The 16,513-nt window shown below is 59.0% G+C and carries 20 protein-coding genes; 9 read left to right on the top strand and 11 right to left on the bottom strand.

The genetic code is table 11. The features are described 5' to 3' along the window. The first annotated feature begins 148 nt into the window (after nt 1–148). Entirely contained in the window at nt 149–628 is a 480-nt protein-coding gene (locus tag ACW5XC_RS10480) for a MarR family winged helix-turn-helix transcriptional regulator (protein ID WP_021231719.1), read from the top strand. Between the two features lie 71 nt (nt 629–699). Here the strand turns inward: ACW5XC_RS10480 and ACW5XC_RS10475 are convergent, their stop codons facing one another. Beyond that, nucleotides 700–1,281: a YjaG family protein gene (locus ACW5XC_RS10475; protein WP_021231718.1), complete on the bottom strand. Its 582-nt coding sequence runs from the start codon at nt 1,279–1,281 to the stop codon at nt 700–702. Between the two features lie 162 nt (nt 1,282–1,443). Here ACW5XC_RS10475 and ACW5XC_RS10470 point away from each other — a divergent pair, with 162 nt between their 5' ends. After that, nucleotides 1,444–2,388 (top strand): D-2-hydroxyacid dehydrogenase, encoded by a 945-nt coding sequence (locus ACW5XC_RS10470; protein WP_005363043.1) that lies wholly within the window; start codon nt 1,444–1,446, stop codon nt 2,386–2,388. 71 nt (nt 2,389–2,459) lie between these two features. Here ACW5XC_RS10470 and mepM read toward each other — a convergent pair whose 3' ends face one another. Then, complete coding sequence (gene mepM / locus ACW5XC_RS10465; RefSeq protein ID WP_005354854.1) at nt 2,460–3,797, bottom strand: murein DD-endopeptidase MepM; 1,338 nt, start codon at nt 3,795–3,797, stop codon at nt 2,460–2,462. 260 nt (nt 3,798–4,057) lie between these two features. Here mepM and ACW5XC_RS10460 point away from each other — a divergent pair, with 260 nt between their 5' ends. Together ACW5XC_RS10460 and ACW5XC_RS10455 are read left to right on the top strand one after the other, a co-directional pair. Further along, nucleotides 4,058–5,356: a LapD/MoxY N-terminal periplasmic domain-containing protein gene (locus ACW5XC_RS10460; RefSeq protein ID WP_042052459.1), complete on the top strand. Its 1,299-nt coding sequence runs from the start codon at nt 4,058–4,060 to the stop codon at nt 5,354–5,356. Then, complete coding sequence (locus ACW5XC_RS10455; RefSeq protein ID WP_042052460.1) at nt 5,353–6,294, top strand: TAXI family TRAP transporter solute-binding subunit; 942 nt, start codon at nt 5,353–5,355, stop codon at nt 6,292–6,294. The genes ACW5XC_RS10460 and ACW5XC_RS10455 overlap by 4 nt, the downstream gene beginning before the upstream one ends. On the opposite strand, the gene ACW5XC_RS10450 is transcribed toward ACW5XC_RS10455, so the two are convergent. Beyond that, nucleotides 6,289–6,963: a transglutaminase-like cysteine peptidase gene (locus ACW5XC_RS10450; protein WP_042052461.1), complete on the bottom strand. Its 675-nt coding sequence runs from the start codon at nt 6,961–6,963 to the stop codon at nt 6,289–6,291. The two genes, ACW5XC_RS10455 and ACW5XC_RS10450, sit on opposite strands and share 6 nt — an antisense overlap. Before the next feature lie 67 nt (nt 6,964–7,030). Then, nucleotides 7,031–7,963: a zinc ABC transporter substrate-binding protein ZnuA gene (gene znuA, locus ACW5XC_RS10445; protein ID WP_042052462.1), complete on the bottom strand. Its 933-nt coding sequence runs from the start codon at nt 7,961–7,963 to the stop codon at nt 7,031–7,033. Nucleotides 7,964–8,056: 93 nt separating this feature from the next. On the opposite strand from znuA, the gene znuC reads away from it, so the two are divergent. Continuing rightward, on the top strand, nt 8,057–8,833 hold the full coding sequence (gene znuC, locus ACW5XC_RS10440) for a zinc ABC transporter ATP-binding protein ZnuC (RefSeq protein WP_005354861.1): 777 nt from the start codon (nt 8,057–8,059) through the stop codon (nt 8,831–8,833). Nucleotides 8,834–8,854: 21 nt separating this feature from the next. Further along, nucleotides 8,855–9,634, top strand: coding sequence for a zinc ABC transporter permease subunit ZnuB (znuB, locus tag ACW5XC_RS10435; RefSeq protein ID WP_005335854.1), 780 nt, complete (start codon nt 8,855–8,857; stop codon nt 9,632–9,634). Between the two features lie 12 nt (nt 9,635–9,646). On the opposite strand, the gene ACW5XC_RS10430 is transcribed toward znuB, so the two are convergent. Beyond that, nucleotides 9,647–10,537 (bottom strand): LysR substrate-binding domain-containing protein, encoded by an 891-nt coding sequence (locus ACW5XC_RS10430; protein ID WP_042052463.1) that lies wholly within the window; start codon nt 10,535–10,537, stop codon nt 9,647–9,649. A gap of 91 nt (nt 10,538–10,628) precedes the next feature. Here ACW5XC_RS10430 and ACW5XC_RS10425 point away from each other — a divergent pair, with 91 nt between their 5' ends. Next, entirely contained in the window at nt 10,629–11,486 is an 858-nt protein-coding gene (locus ACW5XC_RS10425) for a DMT family transporter (protein ID WP_040067030.1), read from the top strand. Between the two features lie 4 nt (nt 11,487–11,490). Here ACW5XC_RS10425 and ACW5XC_RS10420 read toward each other — a convergent pair whose 3' ends face one another. After that, nucleotides 11,491–12,078 (bottom strand): uracil-DNA glycosylase family protein, encoded by a 588-nt coding sequence (locus ACW5XC_RS10420; protein WP_042052464.1) that lies wholly within the window; start codon nt 12,076–12,078, stop codon nt 11,491–11,493. 99 nt (nt 12,079–12,177) lie between these two features. On the opposite strand from ACW5XC_RS10420, the gene rarD reads away from it, so the two are divergent. Then, complete coding sequence (gene rarD, locus ACW5XC_RS10415; RefSeq protein WP_042052465.1) at nt 12,178–13,068, top strand: EamA family transporter RarD; 891 nt, start codon at nt 12,178–12,180, stop codon at nt 13,066–13,068. Here rarD and ACW5XC_RS10410 read toward each other — a convergent pair. Next, entirely contained in the window at nt 13,050–13,784 is a 735-nt protein-coding gene (locus ACW5XC_RS10410) for a substrate-binding periplasmic protein (protein WP_042052466.1), read from the bottom strand. The genes rarD and ACW5XC_RS10410 overlap by 19 nt on opposite strands. Before the next feature lie 44 nt (nt 13,785–13,828). Here ACW5XC_RS10410 and ACW5XC_RS10405 point away from each other — a divergent pair, with 44 nt between their 5' ends. Continuing rightward, a complete protein-coding gene (locus ACW5XC_RS10405) occupies nt 13,829–14,173 on the top strand; it encodes a GIY-YIG nuclease family protein (protein WP_042052467.1) in 345 nt (114 codons plus the stop codon). Between the two features lie 90 nt (nt 14,174–14,263). Here ACW5XC_RS10405 and pspG read toward each other — a convergent pair whose 3' ends face one another. The 4 genes from pspG to ACW5XC_RS10385 all read right to left on the bottom strand — a co-directional run bounded on the left by pspG (nt 14,264) and on the right by ACW5XC_RS10385 (nt 16,341). Next, entirely contained in the window at nt 14,264–14,482 is a 219-nt protein-coding gene (gene pspG, locus ACW5XC_RS10400; protein WP_005335871.1) for an envelope stress response protein PspG, read from the bottom strand. A 48-nt stretch (nt 14,483–14,530) separates the two neighbouring features. Beyond that, the gene (locus ACW5XC_RS10395) at nt 14,531–14,737 is read right to left on the bottom strand and encodes a PspC domain-containing protein (RefSeq protein WP_042052468.1); all 207 of its coding nucleotides are present in this window, start codon (nt 14,735–14,737) and stop codon (nt 14,531–14,533) included. 2 nt (nt 14,738–14,739) lie between these two features. Continuing rightward, entirely contained in the window at nt 14,740–15,402 is a 663-nt protein-coding gene (pspA, locus tag ACW5XC_RS10390; protein WP_042052469.1) for a phage shock protein PspA, read from the bottom strand. Between the two features lie 210 nt (nt 15,403–15,612). Continuing rightward, the gene (locus tag ACW5XC_RS10385) at nt 15,613–16,341 is read right to left on the bottom strand and encodes a 1-acylglycerol-3-phosphate O-acyltransferase (protein WP_019446682.1); all 729 of its coding nucleotides are present in this window, start codon (nt 16,339–16,341) and stop codon (nt 15,613–15,615) included. Between the last annotated feature and the right edge of the window lie 172 nt (nt 16,342–16,513).

The raw sequence follows: 16,513 nt of genomic DNA, 5'->3' as shown, positions 1-16,513 counted from the left end.
ATGTCAGGGTGAATTCCGTGAAATGCCCGTCAACCTAACACAAAATTGATTAGAGCAGAAATTGTTACAACAAAAACCATATTGACCTTGTGACGAATTAGGCGGAAAATTTTGCCCCTCTCCATAGCCCTCCAATGACGCACACCCCATGGAAAAACATGATGAAGTACTGGTCGCCCTGCGCCAGATTATTCGTGCCATCGACATGCACTCCAGGCGCTTGATCAAAGAAGCCGGGCTCACCTCTCCGCAACTCTTGCTGCTCAAGGGGATCGACGAGTTGGGACAGATCTCCATGCGCCAGCTGGCCGATCACACCAACATGAGCCAGGCCACCGCCACCACCATCATGGACCGATTGGAGAGCCGCCAACTGGTGCAGCGCGTTCGCAGCAATACCGACAAGCGTAAGGTTCACGCGACACTGACTGACGCAGGCCGCGCCCTGCTGGCCCAGGCCCCGACCCCGCTGCAAGAGCGCTTTATCCAACGTTTTCAGGCACTTGAAGCGTGGGAGCAGACCCTGCTGCTCTCTTCCCTGCAACGCATCTCCGCCATGATGAATGCAGACGAAATCGATGCCGCCCCAGTGCTGAGCGTCAGACCCCTCACCGAAGAGCAGGCATAAGCTGCTGAACAATTTCAGGCATAAAAAAAGCTCCCGAACGGGAGCTTTTTTCGATCAGGGGCCGCAGAGAATTACTCTTCCAGGCTGATCCCGATATTGGAGACGCCATCCTGAGAGGCGAATGCTCTGATGGCCAGGATTCGATCGCTGTCGCGCTCATGGGCAACCCGCTTGAGCAGTTCAACCTGGAACTCCAGTTCGGCTTCCATGTACTCGTGCTCGTAGAGCTCCTCTTCGGTCAGATCCCGCTCTTCCAGCAGCTCGATAAAACCGGCCACTGTACCGACTGACGCATGGCTGGCATCGTTGGCCTCTTCGCCGACCCGGCAGATCACCGAGTTGTAGGCGCAGCCCAGCGCAACACAGGCATCAAGCGCCGGATAGGCACCGTAGGATTCAAACTTGCGGGGATCCGGAATGTGAGACTCGAATTCTTCGAGAATGGCACCCAGATTGACCCGGGATCCCTTGACGGTGAGGTAGACCCACATCTGATCCAGCGCATGCCGGAAAGCGCCTGCATTGCCAAAGCCGGAAGCCTGACAGAACAGGGCATAGTTGGGGTACATGCGCTCTGCCAGCGCCAGGGTGTAGACGGTCTGTTGCCAAGGCTGTAGCTCGGCCAGTCGCTTATAAAACTTGTCACCAAACACTGGAGTCGGATCCTTTGCAAAATGTGGGGCAGATTGTAGCCCACGAGGGGCGCGGCGAAAACGAAAAAGCGCCCTGGTCGGCTATGTTGCGATATGAAGTCAGGTAAGATGGGTCGAGAGCGGCATCTTGTTGCGCCGCAAATTCTGATAAGGAACAAGAGTATGAGCCAACGTACCCTTCTTTTGCTCAGCCAGGATAATGCTCACTACGAACGGCTGCTCAAGGCCGCCAACCTCCCCCATCTGCGCATTCTGCGGGCCGATAACCAGAGCGATGCCGAAAAACTGATCGGCGAAGCCCATATTCTGATGGCCGAACCGGCCCGCGCCAAACCGCTGCTGCCCAAAGCCAACAAGCTGAGCTGGTTCCAGTCCACCTATGCGGGAGTCGATGTGCTGCTCGACCCTGACAGTCGCCGCGACTACCAGCTCACCAATGTGCGCGGCATCTTCGGCCCGCTGATGAGCGAGTATGTCTTTGGTCATCTGCTCAGCCTGATGCGCCAAATTCCCCTTTATCGGGAACAGCAGAAACAGCGACTGTGGCAGAGTCACCCCTATCAGGGCCTCAAGGGGCGCACCATGCTGATCCTGGGGACCGGCAGCATTGGCCAGCATATCGCCCACACCGGCAAACATTTTGGCATGAAGGTGCTGGGCATCAGCCGCAGCGGTCGGGAGCGGGCCGGGTTTGATCAGGTTTATCAGCTACCTGCGCTCAACAAGATGCTGGCGCAGGCCGATGTCATCGTCAGCGTGCTGCCTGCCACCCGCGATACCCGTCATCTGTTCAATGCCGCCCGCTTCGAACACTGCAAACCGGGCGCCATCCTGTTCAACGTCGGTCGTGGCAGCGCCGTGCACTCGGGCGATTTGCTCACCGCACTGCGTACCGGCAAGCTGGCGATGGCGGTGCTGGATGTGTTCGAGCAGGAGCCGCTGCCCGCCGACAGTCCATTGTGGGGCCAACCCAACCTCATCGTCACCCCCCACAACAGCGCCTACAGCTTCCCGGATGATGTGGCCCAGATCTTTGTGCGCAACTACATCCGCTTTATCGATGGCCAGCCACTGGATGGCAAAATCGACTTCGACAAGGGTTATTGACCCTCACTGCGCATATAAAAAGGCCCCGCCAATCTGGCGGGGCCTTTCATTTCAGGCTGTGACGACAGGTATCAACCCGCGGCCAGCTCCTTGCGGTAGCTCTTCACCTTGGCAAGGAACTGACGACGCTCCTTGCCGCTGAGCGGTTCAGCCATCGGCAGCTTGGCGGTCATGGCATTGACCGGGCGGTTATTGATCCGCAGCTCGTAGTGCAGGTGAGCACCGGTCGAGCGACCTGTGTTGCCGGAGAGGCCGATCTTGTCGCCCATCTTCACTCGCTGACCGGTTTTGACCAGCAGCTTGCTCAGGTGCAGATAACGGGTAGAGAGAGTACGGCCATGCTTGATGACGATATAGGTACCCGCCAGCGGGTGGCTGGTTGCCTTCTGGACGATACCATCGCCAGTCGCCAGCACTGGCGTGCCTACCGGCACCGCAAAGTCAGTGCCCTCGTGAGGACGCACCATACCGGTTACCGGATGTTTGCGCGCCGGGTTGAAATTGGAGCTGATCCGATAGCGGCTATGGGTCGGGTAGCGGCGGAATCCGCGCTCCAGACTGTTGCCCTGACCGTCGTAATAGTTGCCGTCATCGGAGAGCCAGGCCGACACCGTCTTGCCCTGGCTGGTCACTTCCACACCCAGCAGCTGGCTGTTGCCAGTGCTCTTGCCTTCCACCGTCTCCTGGCGTACCAGCACTTTGAACTTGTCGCCCTTCTGCAGATCCTTGGCGAAATTCATCCGCCACTGGAACAGGTTGGCAATTTTCTGGATATGGTTGGCTGGAATCCCCGCATTGCGGGCACTGACATAGAAGCTGCCGTTGATCACGCCGTTGTAACGCTGCGGTTGCCACTCAACCTTCTCATTGATCATGGAGGCGGTATAGGCATCGTCGCTGCGCGCCATCACCAGCGTCTGCTTGATGTTCAGGCGGATTTTGAGTTGCTGCAGGATGTTGTCCTGATCGATCAGCAGCTCGATATTCTGGCCCGGTTTGAGGCGCGCCAGATAGTTCTTGTTGTCCGCGTCCAGCACCTTGTAGAGGGTGGTGGTGGAGAGACCGAGATTGTTAAAAATGGCGGTCAGGTTTTCGCCGTTGCGGACCCGGTAATCCTGCCACTGGGGGGTGGTGTCAACCGGGATGTCGTCATCCGGCGCACTCTGATCAACCAGTTCGTGATCGGGGATTTCGTTAAAGTCGGTGTTGTTTTCGTTGGTTGCCGTACCTGCGGTATCAATGGGCAACTCAAGACGCAGCGGCCGCTCGAGGATGTCACCCGGAGCTGGCAATAATGCCACTGCTGACAGGGTCATGGCCGTCAGCATCAGCATGGCGTAAAAGTGTTTGCGGGGAACCGGTGGTTCCCAATTGGCAGCCTGTACTACCAAGGGACGGAGACGTTTCATCCGCTATCCTGTATTTAGATCTAAAGAGTGTGAGTTGCGATGTCAGTTGTGACAAAACCGTATAAAACTGTTTGTTGGACACAAATAGTTACAAATAGTTCATCACAATCTGCATGAACCTCACATTTTATGCATAACCCGCCCGGATGGGCAGAAATGATCGTCTTTTTTAACCATTTTTTCCTATTTTTAAGAACCGGGTCGGATTCGATACTGAATAGAAACCTGAAATGTTGCGATAACTTTTCCATGGAGTGGATATGCCGTTAGCAAAACTGTTAATCAGAATAATTGTCGTCCTGTTCCTGATCGGTGCAGCGCTGCTGTTTGCACTGGAAGTCACGACGGTCCGCCAATCCATCCTCGACCAGATGTCAGCCAACCTGGAAACCGCCATCACCGCTCTCGGGCTGGTACTGCAAGGAACCCTGCTTAATGACGACAATGTGCTGGCCGAGACCATCGTCAATGCCATGTTCGATGGTGGTTTCGTCAGCTCGGTCATTCTGGTGGATCCGGATGGTCAGGTGCTGTTTCAGAAGGTCTTCCACTCTACCCAGCAAAATGTCCCCGGCTGGCTTCCCTCGGTTATCGGCATGCCCCCCGTCAAGATTGAGCAAGAGTTGACCGATGGCTGGCGCATGCTGGGCACTCTGACCCTTGAGGGGCATAGCGGCTACGCCTATCAGCATCTGTGGAATGCCATCAGTCGCACCGGTCTGGCGCTGCTGGCGGGCCTCGTCGTATTTACCCTGATCATCTCCCTGGTGTGCCAACGCCTGCTGCAGCCCCTGGAGCAGATCAACCTGCAGCTGATCCGTATCCGCAAACACCAGTTCAACAGCACCCTGCCCACTCCCTGGTTGCAAGACCTCAAAGAAGTGGCACTTTCCATCAACCAACTGGTCTCCGAACGCAAACGGGATCTGCTGCAACAACGACTCAAAATCACCCAGCTGGGAAAACAGCTGCCACTGACGACCCCACAGCCGCTGCAAGGAGTGAGCCCGCTGCCGGAAGGCGGGCAACTGCAAAAATTTGTCTCCACACAAGGGGAGATCGCGCTCTATCAGCGTTTCTTGCCCAGCCAACCCCTCGGTGCCGACAGCGATCTCGCAACCATCCAGAGTGCCCTGCAACAGTGGCAGCACTCTCATATAGAAGGGGTCTTGCTGCCCCTCTCCCTGCTCAATCATCCGCAATGGTCAGAAATCGCTCCTCTGCTAAGCCAGGGTCGCGGCAAGACACTGGATTGGCGCTGGGATGTAGCCACATTCCCCGCCCACGGCCAGTCTACCTTGGCTGCGTTGCAGGAACAGGGGTGTGAGCTCGCCTTCAGCGCCATTCCCCTCAATGCGGATACCTTCAATCAACTTGACCCGCTCAATCCCATTTTTATCAGCTGTCAGCTGACCGATGAACCGCTCTACTGGAATCTGCTCTCCCAAACCATGCATGCTGCTGGCTATACCCTACTGGCAGAATCGGGAGAGTGTCGCGACATCGACAAACTGCGGACCTGGGGTATCGATGGTTATGCCAAGGAGGCGCAATCATGAAGAAGCTCGCCATGCTGTTGCCCCTGCTGTGGCAACCCGGCCTGATGGCTGAAACCGTGACTATCACCACCGGGGGTGAGCAGGGGATTTATCACCAGATAACCAAAGAGTTTTGCCGTCTGGCTCATGAGGTCGACGAGCAACTTGCGTGCACACTGCAGAGTTCATCGGGTTCAATAGAAAACCTGACGCGGCTGAAGAGTGGCGAGACCTCCTACGCCATGGTGCAGTCAGACTGGCTGTATCAGGCAAGCCAGGGCTTGGGCCCTTTTGCCACGCAGCCGCAACCTGAGCTGCGCGCCCTGTTTGCCACCCATGCCGAGCCCTTCACCATAGTGATCCGTGCCGATGGCGATATCACTTCACTGGAACAGCTCAAGATCGCCCCCATCGACATGGGGTTGAAGAACTCGGGAACACGCCAGACGGCGCTGACCCTGTTCAACATCTTGGGAGCGAAAGAGCAGGATCTCGATCTGAAGAGCATGGCCAACCTGCCGGATGCGCTCTGCAGCAAGCAGATCGACGCATTTGCACTGGTGATGGGACACCCTAACCGGATTGTGCTCGACACCGCCAAACGTTGCGCGGTCAGTTTCCTCCCCATCGATGGGGCCACCCGGGATCAGCTACTCAAGGGGGTCAAATATTACCAACGTAGTCAGGTGCCCGCTCGTATCTACCCCGGCAATCTGAAGGCAACTCCCACCTTTGCCATTGCCGCCACCCTGGTTACCAATGCCACCATGCCGGAAGAGTCTGTCTATCGTCTGACCAAGGCCATGCTGACCCAGCAGACCAAGTTCAATGAGCAGACTTATGGCTACGCCAATATGTTTCACCGGGCACGCAATAAAACCGGCCCGGTGCTGAGTATTGAACAGCATCCGGGCGCGGCGAAATATTTCGATGAGTTGAAGGCGGCAGGCAAGCTATAGCTGACGACGGGGAGAGCGCAGTTGCTCGCTGGAGAAACGGGTCTTCATCGATGTCCACTGCGCCAGCCGATCGGCACTCCCCGCCAGCGTCCCTTCCCGCCGTGACTTCATGATCCAGATGCTTTTGGCATCGAAACTGTAAACGGGAATGAGATCGGTACGCTTGCTACCCGGCAGGATCCGGCTGTTGATGTTGTCGAGCACCAGTGGGTCAGCTTTGGGTGTCGGGAAGTAGAGCGTCACCATGTGGAATTGGTTGTAACGCACCGCCTTGACGTAGGCCAGTCGCAGCTTCTTCTCATCCACCCCCAGCTCCATCAGGGTGTAGTACTTGGAGATGCTGTAATCCTCGCAATCCCCACCCCGGGCACCGATGAACTCCAGCGGATTGGCCCAGTAATCCTCATCACCCCACAGCTTGGGATCCTCGCTATAGGTGAGATTGTTGAAGTAGTTGTTCACCAGCTCGATCTTCTGCTGGTCGGTTGTACCCGCTCTGGGGGTGAGCAAGCGAGAAAATGCCTCGGCCCGCTGGATGGCCCGGCCACCATACACTTCCTGCAGCTTGGCCCGCAGGTCCGGACTGGCAATATATTCGGAAAGACGCGAAGCCTGCACGCTGGCGCAACATAGCGCCAGAGTACAGGCCGGGATCAGCAACCATTTCATACCGGACACTCCATGTCAGATGCTGGAGGTCAGTATAGTCCCTCCGGATGAGAGGCTCAGCTGCTAATCAGCGACACTGGGCGAATGCGTCTGCCAGTTGCTGCATGAATTGGGGATAACCATCCGGGCCGAGTGGCACCTGTTCACCCACCTCATCAAGCAACAGCACCTTGGCGCCGGTATTGCGTGCCACCGATTCGATCACAGCCGGTGAGAATTGCGGCTCGGCATAAATGCAGCTCGCCTGCTTCTCTTCCAGTGCCTTGCGGATATCCACCAGGGTCTTGGCGCCCGGGCGACGCTCAGGGCTCACGGTAAAGTGACCCTTTGAACTCATGCCATAGTGGCGCTCCCAGTAGCCATACGCCTCGTGGAAGACAAAGTACCCCTTCTCATTCACCGCCTTCATCTGGCCAGCAATCACCTTGTCTTTGGCATCCACCTTGGTATCAAATGCCGCGAGGTTGGCGTCATAGCGAGCCTGCTTGGCCGGATCCAGCTTGCCCAATTCACTTGCGATCGCCTTGGCAATCACTTTGGCCTGCGTCGGGCCAAGCCAGATATGGGGATCGACCCCTTCGTGATGATGTCCCTCATGCCCTTCATCATGGTCACCGTGCTCGTGGGCGGCATGATCGTGATCATCATGGTCATGGGAATCGTGACTATCCTGAGTCGCGTAGTTGAACAGCGGCATCCCCTCAACCTGAGTCAGGGCCAGAGCATGGGGATGGTTGGCCAGCGGCTTGGCCATAAAACCTTCCAGCTCGGGACCAACCCACACCACCAGATCGGCACTGTTGATGCTGCGAATATCGGAGGGACGCAGGGAGAAATCGTGGGGAGAGGCACCGGTCGGCAGCAATACCTTGGGCTCGCTCACCCCGTCAGTGATCGCTGCTGCGATGAAGCCAAGGGGCTTGATGGTGGTCAGTACCTCAATGGCACGAACAGGCAAACTCACCGCCAGCAGGGCAGTGAAAAGCGCAATAATTCTCATTGGTGAATCTCGTCAGGGGGTGAGTATGTGATAATATAACAGCCGCTTTTTGTTATATTATAACTCTCACTGGCTGTAAACCCCGGAGTTGTCATGAGCCAACTGGTAGAGCTGAAAGAGGTCTCTCTCTCGTTTGATGGACGCTCTGTGCTCGACAAGGTCTCCTTTACCCTCAATAAAGGCAAAATCACCACGCTCGTCGGCCCCAACGGGGCGGGCAAGAGCACCCTGAGCAAGCTGGTACTGGGTCTGCTCACCCCGGACTCGGGCAAGATCACCCGCAGCCGCGACCTGAGAGTCGGCTATGTGCCACAGCGCCTCTACCTGGATCCCACCCTGCCGCTGACAGTACGCCGCTTCCTGCAACTGGGCAAAAATAGCCGCCTCTCCATCGAGGAAGCTCTGGCCCGGGTTGGCGCAGAAGGGTTGCTGGAGAACCGGATGCAGAAGCTCTCGGGTGGCGAGATGCAGCGTGTACTGCTGGCTCGCGCCCTGCTGGTCAAGCCCGAGCTGCTGGTGCTGGACGAGCCGGTACAAGGGGTCGATATCACCGGCCAGATCGAGCTCTACGCCCTCATCGGCCAGCTCGCCGCCGAGTTCAATTGCGCCGTGCTGATGGTCTCCCACGACCTGCATCTGGTGATGGCCAGCACCCACGAGGTGATCTGCCTCAATCGCCACGTCTGCTGTCATGGCGAGCCGGAAAGCGTGGCCCGCCACCCCGAATTTGCCCGTCTGTTCGGGCGACCGGAGCAGGAGGTGCTGGCGGTCTATACCCACCATCACCACTGCGACGGCGAACACCATCATCATGAACCGCAGGCCCCCGTCATCCGCCTGCCTTCTCGCAACAACGCTCACAGCAAATAGCGCAAGCAACAGGACATTCAAGTGGACAGCTTTCTGTTATACGCCCTCGCGGCCGGTCTCGGCATCGCCCTGCTGGCCGGTCCCCTCGGCAGCTTCGTGGTATGGCGCAAGATGGCCTATTTTGGCGACACCCTCTCCCACGCCTGCCTGTTCGGCATCGCGCTGGGCATCCTGCTGCAGGTCGATCTCACCCTGGCGGTGGTGGTCTGCTGCCTCGCCATGGCGATGCTGCTGGTGATCATGAGTCGCAACCAGCAGGTGGCAACGGATACCCTGCTCGGCATTCTGGCCCACAGCGCCCTGTCCCTCGGTCTGGTTACCTTGAGTTTTATGGATAACGTGCGGGTGGATCTGATGGCCTACCTGTTTGGCGACCTGCTCTCGGTACAACCGATGGATCTGCTCTGGATCTACGGCGGTGGTGCACTGGTGCTGCTCACCCTGTGGCGGCTGTGGGATCCCCTGCTCTCCATGACCATCTCGGAAGAGCTGGCACGGGTAGAAGGGATCCGGGTCGATGTGCTGCGCTGCATATTGATGCTGCTGATCGGGCTGGTGATTGCCGTGGCGATGAAGTTTGTCGGGGCGCTGATCATCACCTCCCTGCTGATCATTCCCGCCGCCACCGCCCGCCGTTTCAGCCAGACGCCGGAGCAGATGGCCGGTTTTGCCGCGCTGATCGGCTGCCTCGCCGTGCTGGGTGGATTGACCCTCTCCTGGTATCAGGACACCCCGGCAGGCCCTTCGGTCGTCGTCTGTGCCACCAGCCTGTTTGTACTGAGTCAGTTCAAGAGAGCCTGATAACCCGAGCAATTACAACGGCATGCTCTGGCGTGTCTCCATCATCAGCCACTGGCGTAACCGGCTGATGGCGGGCTCATGGGCCCGTGAGCGCTTGCAGGTAAAGTAGAAGGCATCCCCCGTCTCCAGCTGGTGTACCGGCAAGGCCACCAGCTGGGGATCATCGGGCCGCAGCATGTAGTCATTCACGAACGCCACCCCCTGATCCCAGGCCGCCGCCTCCATCGCCAGCAGCACATGGCTGAAATGGTGCATCCGCGCCTCGTCAGGGATCACCAAGCCACCCGCCTTGGCCCAGCGCTGCCAATCCTCCCCCCGCGCCTTGTAAATGGACTGCACCGATAGCAGCGGCAACTGCCAGATGGCCTCAGGCCACTCCCCGCTGATCTGCTGCAACAGGCGGCGACTACAGACCGGAAAGAGCCGCTCCTGATAGATAAGGTCGTGGCAGTAGCCCCGCCCGTGGGGTGAGACTGTGATAAAGCAATCCGCTACCCGATCGGAAAGTTCGGGGTCTTCCGCCACCATCTCCAGACTCAAATCCAGCTCGGGGTAGAGTTGGCGCAATCCGGCCAACCGCGGGATCAGCCACTTCACCGCAAACGAGCTGTAGACCGCGAGCCGGACTCGCATCTCGCCGCCACCGCGCAACTGTTCGCTGCTCTGGGCAATCTGGCTGAGCCCGGCGGCAATCCCCTCGAAGTAGCTCTCCCCCTGGGGTGTCAACGAGAGCAGCCGCCCCTGACGCAACAGCAAGCGCTCACCCAGAAAATCCTCCAGCAGGCGGATCTGGTGGCTGACCGCACTCTGGCTGACGTTCAATTCAAGGGCGGCACGGGAGAAGCTGAGCAGCCGGGCCACTACCTCGAAATATTGCACCGCACGCAGGGGAGGAAGCTTCATTATCTAAATATCTCATGAGTGGTCATTTTTTATCATTTTACTGGATATCAACCGGCACGCTACCCTCCCCTCATCTGAAGTGGGAGGTGGTATGAATGCAGTAGGGATCGGCATCCTTTATCTGGTGCTGGGCAATATGGTGGCGGTCTTTTCCGATGCGCTGGTCAAGGTGCTGGAGCCGGATCAGCCCATCTTCCAGTTTGTCTTTTTCCGCCAGCTCTCGGCCGCTATTCTGCTGATGCCCTGGCTGCTCTGGTCATGGCGCCGCAATCCACCGGTGGCCATCAAGTGGCACCTGCTGCGGGCCCATATTTGGGCGGTCGGCGTCTGCCTGATGGTGGTGGCCCTCACCCGCTTGCCGCTCGCCACTGCCAATGCCCTCTTCTATGCCGCCCCCCTGATGATGGTGCCGCTGGCAGTGTGGATGGCGGGGGAAGCGATCTCGCGCCAGAAGGTGCTGACTGCGGTTATCGGGTTTATCGGGGTATTGATCGTGCTGCGCCCGACCGAGGTGAACTGGGCCGCACTGGCGGCGCTCGGGGTAGCGCTGTCGATGGCGCTCAACAACCTGCTGATCAAGCGGATCCCGCTCAAGCAGCCCATCGCCCAGACCCTGTTTTTCACCAACGTGCTGAGCATGCCCTTTATTCTGGCGCTGGCATTGTGGGAAGGGGGCGACTGGCAGTGGCAGATGTGGTGGCCCGCCTTCGGTTCTTCGGCGCTGATCATGGTCTATGCAGGATTGTGCGTGGTGGCCTATCGCAAGGCGGAGGCGAGCAAGATCGCCTCGGCGGAGTACACCGGTCTGCTGATGGCGGTGGCCATCGGGGTGTGGCTGTTTGACGAGCAGCCGGGCCTGCCGCTGCTGCTGGGCTGTATCTGCATCGTCCTGCCGCTCATCGCCATGGCGCGCAGCAAGCCAAAACCGCTGGCCGAGCCGGCGGTTTAAGCACTCAGGGTCGTGCCAGCAAAGGGGCGACCCTTTGCTGCAGATGGGGGACGATCTCCTGTTCGAACCAGGGATTCTTCCTCAGCCAGAGAGTATTGCGCGGGGAGGGATGCGGCAACGGCAGCCAGCCGGGACCATAGTCGGCCCAGCTGCGCACCGTGTCGGTGAGCGATCCCTTGGCCGCCCCCCGCAGGTAATGGGCTTGTGCATACTGGCCGATCAGCAGGGTCAGTTCGATATTGGGCAACAGCATCAATACCTTGTCGTGCCAGGTAGGCGCACATTCGGGGCGCGGTGGCAGATCGCCGGATTTTCCCCTGCCGGGATAGCAGAGCCCCATCGGCATGATGGCGATGCGGGATTCGTCGTAGAAGGTGGTTTTATCGACCCCGAGCCACTGGCGCAGCCTGTCACCGGAGGGGTCATCCCACGGGATACCGCTGGCATGCACCCGGGTGCCGGGCGCCTGACCGATGATCAGCAGGCGGGCACTCTCGGCCCCGCGGATCACCGGACGAGGCCCCAGCGGCAGATGAGCCTCGCACAGACGGCAGGCCCTGATTTGCTCAAACAACTTATCGATTCGCTGCATGACGTTGATAGTACCAGCATTTCCCTGTTTTCCCTCTTGTGGAAACAGGGCGCGCCCCCTACTATCGCCATGGATGTTTAATTTAATAAACGGACAATAATGAAAAACTGGCTAGGTACCGGCACCGCGACCCTCTCCTTCATCCTGTGGGGGATGCTACCGCTCTATTATCAATTCATGCCCGAGGTCAACATGTGGGAGCTGATCTCCCACCGGGTGCTCTGGTCTGTGGTGCTGCTGGGCGCCCTGTTTTTGCTGCTTGGCCACAAGGTGCCTTGGGCACAACTGCGCAGCGAGCCGCGCCAGCTCGGCCTCATTCTGCTGGCGGGCCCCGTGATGTCCATCAGCTGGTGCATGTTCACCTGGTGCCTCACTACCGGGCAGGTGCTGACCACCAGCCTCGCCTTCTTTATGACCCCGCTGTTCAATATCGTATTCGCCGTCATCTTCCTAAAAGAGCGGCTCACCCCGCAAAAGCATCTGGCGGTCGCCCTGGCGCTGGCGGGTCTCGCCTACATGCTCTTCTGCTACGGCCAACTCCCCTGGTTCTCCCTCATCATGGGGGCCAACTTCGCCTGCTACGGCCTTATCAAGAAGAAGATCCACTACGACACCGGCACCAGCCTCTATCTGGAAGCCATGGTGCAACTGCCCGTCGCGCTGATCATCATCGGCACGCTGGCGTGGCACGGGGAAGGGGCATTCGTGAACGGGGATCTGGCCGACAAGCTGCTGCTGATGGGCAGTGCGCCCGCCACCCTGCTGCCGGTGGGGCTGTTCTGCTACGCAGTGGCGAGAACCCGGATGAGCACGGTGGGGCTGCTGCAATATATCGAGCCCAGCCTCGCCTTCCTGCTCGCCATCTACTGGTTTGGAGAGGCGCCGGACCCCATCAAGGCAGTCGGTTTCGCCTTTGTCTGGGCAGGTCTGCTGGTGAGCCTGTTGCCACTGCATCGGCTCAAGCGCCGCCCTCAGGGCGTACCGCGATAGGACTCCAGCACCTTGTGCCAGCGGGGATCCCTGTCCATCTGCTCGGCGATGTCGTTGAGGGTGGCATGCAGCTCGGGACGGGATTTGGGCAGCAGGATATGGCGGGTATAGCTGGATTGGGGGAAGGGTGAGATAAACAGCTTGCCCTGATAGTGCTGTGCGTCGATGAAAAAGCCCAGCGATGAACCACTCACCAGCGTCACATCAATGCGGCCGCGCACCAGCAGATCAAGATTGGTCTTCACCTTCTTGGCATCCTGACGCATCAGCTCTCCCCGTGCAGCGGCATCATCGATCCCCTGATAGCGGTAGCCCTCCACCCCGCCAAACACCAACCCCTTGAGGGAGTCAGGCCCGCGATAGGTGACCGGGTTGTCGATGTTCGAGACCAGCTCGTTGGTGTCGCGCATCACCGGAAAGGTCCAGAGATAGCGTTCGCGATGGGGATCCCCCACCCAGGCGGGATTGACCCAGACCACCAGACCGTCAAAGTCGGGATCCGCCATCTCCAGCGCCAGCCGGGCCCGATTGACCAGCCAGAGCTCGATTCTGGGTTCACCCCCCAGCTTTTCATTGAGATACTTGACCAGCTCGCGGCTCAGCCCTGCATCCACTCCGGTGTTGAAGGGGGGATGCTGATGGTAATCGTAGAGACGGATCGTCTCCCCCAGAGCCGGGACCGACAACAGTAACCACAACCAAAACCAGACTCTCATCGCACCTCCTTGAGCTGCCTCTGAGTTTGGCACAGAGAATTTGAATGAGAGAACCCGCGACCACCACACAGGTACAGCAACCTTCCGCCCCTTCCCGCTGGTCTGTCTATATGGTGCGTACTGCCACCGGCCTGCTCTATACCGGGATCAGCACAGACCCGCTGCGCCGCCTGCGCCAGCATCAGAGTGGCAAGGGCGCTCGCGCCCTGCGCGGCAAGGGGCCACTGACGCTGGCGTGGCAACAGGAAGTCGGCGAGAGGGGGGCAGCCCTGCGCATCGAATATCGCCTCAAGCAGCAGCCGAAATCCTTCAAGGAGCAGCTGATCCACAGCCCGGCACTCTGGCAGCGCTGGAGCCCCCAGTGGTTACCCGAAACGACCCGACCTTAAGGGATGCAGGCAAAAAAAGGCCACTCGATGAGTGGCCGGAAAGGGGAAATCAGGGAGCATCACACAACGTCTTGCACAACCTCAGGCGGGTCAGAGGTAGGTATTGGAACGCTTGCTGCGGTTACTGATCAGCCAGCAAACCGCCAGCACCAGCAGCAACCAGGGAGCCAGCTTGATGATCAGAGCAAGCATGCCGCCCAGCGCCCCAAGCAGCACGAACAGACCGCTCACCAGCAACATGGCTACCAGGGTAAAACCAGTCAGTGCCATGACCAGCAGCACCACCAGCAAGATGAAAAATTCCAGCATAACTTGCTCCTTATCAGTACCTTGTCTGCCGGCTTGGCAACCCTTCGGTCAATCCAGCCAGCTCTTCAATTCATAACGGGGCGGCATCACCAGCACCGCCAGCAGATAGGCGGCCAGTGCCAGCGGTGGCATCAGGATCAGGGCGAGCAGTGCCACCACCCGCACCGTGACTCTGGAGACCCCCAACCGCCTGGCAATACCGGCGCAGACCCCGGTCAGCTTGCGATGCACCAGATCCTTGGGCCAGGGGCTCATGATTACACCTCCGCTTTCTGGCCTTTGAGGCGAGCCAGCTCGCGCTCGATCTCGTCATTGAGCTCCAGCTCGCGGAACTGGGCCTCCAGCGAGGGATTCTGCCCCAGGGTGGCCGCCTCCAGCTGGGCTTCCAGCTGATCGACCCGGCCCTGAAAACCGTCAAAGCGTGCCATCAGCTCATGCATCCGCTGGTTGTCCACCTGAGCGCGGGCACGAATGCGGCTGTGGGCGGTCTGCTCGCGCAGGGTCAGCAGTTTCTGCTTCTCGCGCGCCTCGGTCAGCTTGGCAGCCAGCCGTTCGCTATCGGCGGTAAGCTGGGCCAGCACCTCGGCCACCCGGGCCTTGTCCTGCTCCAGCTGTTCACATTTTTTGACATCCGCCAGCTTCTCGGTGAGGGCGGCGCGGGCCAGATCCTCACGTCCCTTCTGGATGGCGAGCTCGGCCTTGGCAGACCACTCCAGGATCTGCGCCTGCAACGCCTGCTGGTGACGCTCCAGCTGCTTCTGTTCGGCAATCACGCGGGCGGCCTGGGTACGCATCTCGACCTGCACCAGCTCCATCTCTTCGATCATCAGGCGCAGCATCTTCTCCGGCTCTTCACTCTTGTCGAGCAGGCTGTGCAGGTTGGCATTTATCACGTCGGTCAGGCGGCTGAATACGCTCATGGTCTGGCTCCTTGTTGATGGGATGGCTATCTCTTCCCAAAGCATTACAAGAGCCATGCCAAGAAAAATTATTGTTGTTTTACATACAGATAGGAATTTAATGAGGAAATTCAAGAAGGATTTATTGGTGAAAATAGCCAACCAGGTGGTGATTTTCACCAACAAAAAAGGGAGCCTCAAGCTCCCTTGTCGATTCGTCTGCGCTATCCGTCAGGCGGCGTGGCTGTGGCCCAGCTTGCTGTCCAGTTCGGCCAGCTTGGCCTCCATCCGGGCGCGGCAGGTGTCGGAGAGATCGCGAATGCCGCTGGCACCGTGTTCCTTGCTGCAGACCGGCGCCATCACTTCCACCAGCACTTCGCCGTTATCCCAGCGATTGAGGTCGACCTGACCGAAGTAGCTGGAGCAGACGATGGGCACCACGGGCACCTCAGCCTGTACCGCAGTGTGGAAAGCACCTGCCTTGAACGGCAGCAGGCCACGCCCCTGGGAGCGGGTCCCTTCCGGGAACATCCAGATGGAGGTGCCGCGGTTCTTGATGCGATCCACCACCTGACCTATGGTGCCGATGGCACGGGAGCGGTTGGAGCGGTCGATCAGCACGTTGCCGGAGAGCCAGAAGATAAGGCCGAACAGCGGCAGCCAGAGCAGGCTCTTTTTGCCCACCGCCACCACACCGGGCTGCACCGCACCGGTCACGGTGAAGATGTCGAAGTTGCTCTGGTGGTTGCAGACGTAGACCGCCGGGCCGACCGATTTGACCTCGTCGGCCACTGTCACCTTGACTCGCAGCCCGATCAGCGGGCAGACCGCGTGATACATGCGGGCGAAGACATAGACGTTGTTGGGATGGCGCGGACGAACCAGACAGAGCAGCAGGCCGAACAGGAACCAGAAAATGAGCAGCAGACCAAGCAGCAGCACACGGGCAATTTTGAGCATCGAACACCTCGAGTTTTAACTCGGCGCAGTATACTGATCCCCCTTTTAGCGAACAAGCGTTCGCCAAACAGAACCGACCACCCTCCCCGTCGCGCCACTCACAGTCCTGCACATCAATACGCCGCCGACTTGCCCCACCCGCCATTGGTCGTTAGGATGGCCCCATCTTGAT

It is taken from the genome of Aeromonas sp. 25-AL00135, from assembly GCF_054052385.1.
The sequence above is the reverse complement of the archived record's forward strand: the minus strand, read 5'-3'. Positions and strand labels throughout refer to the sequence as shown.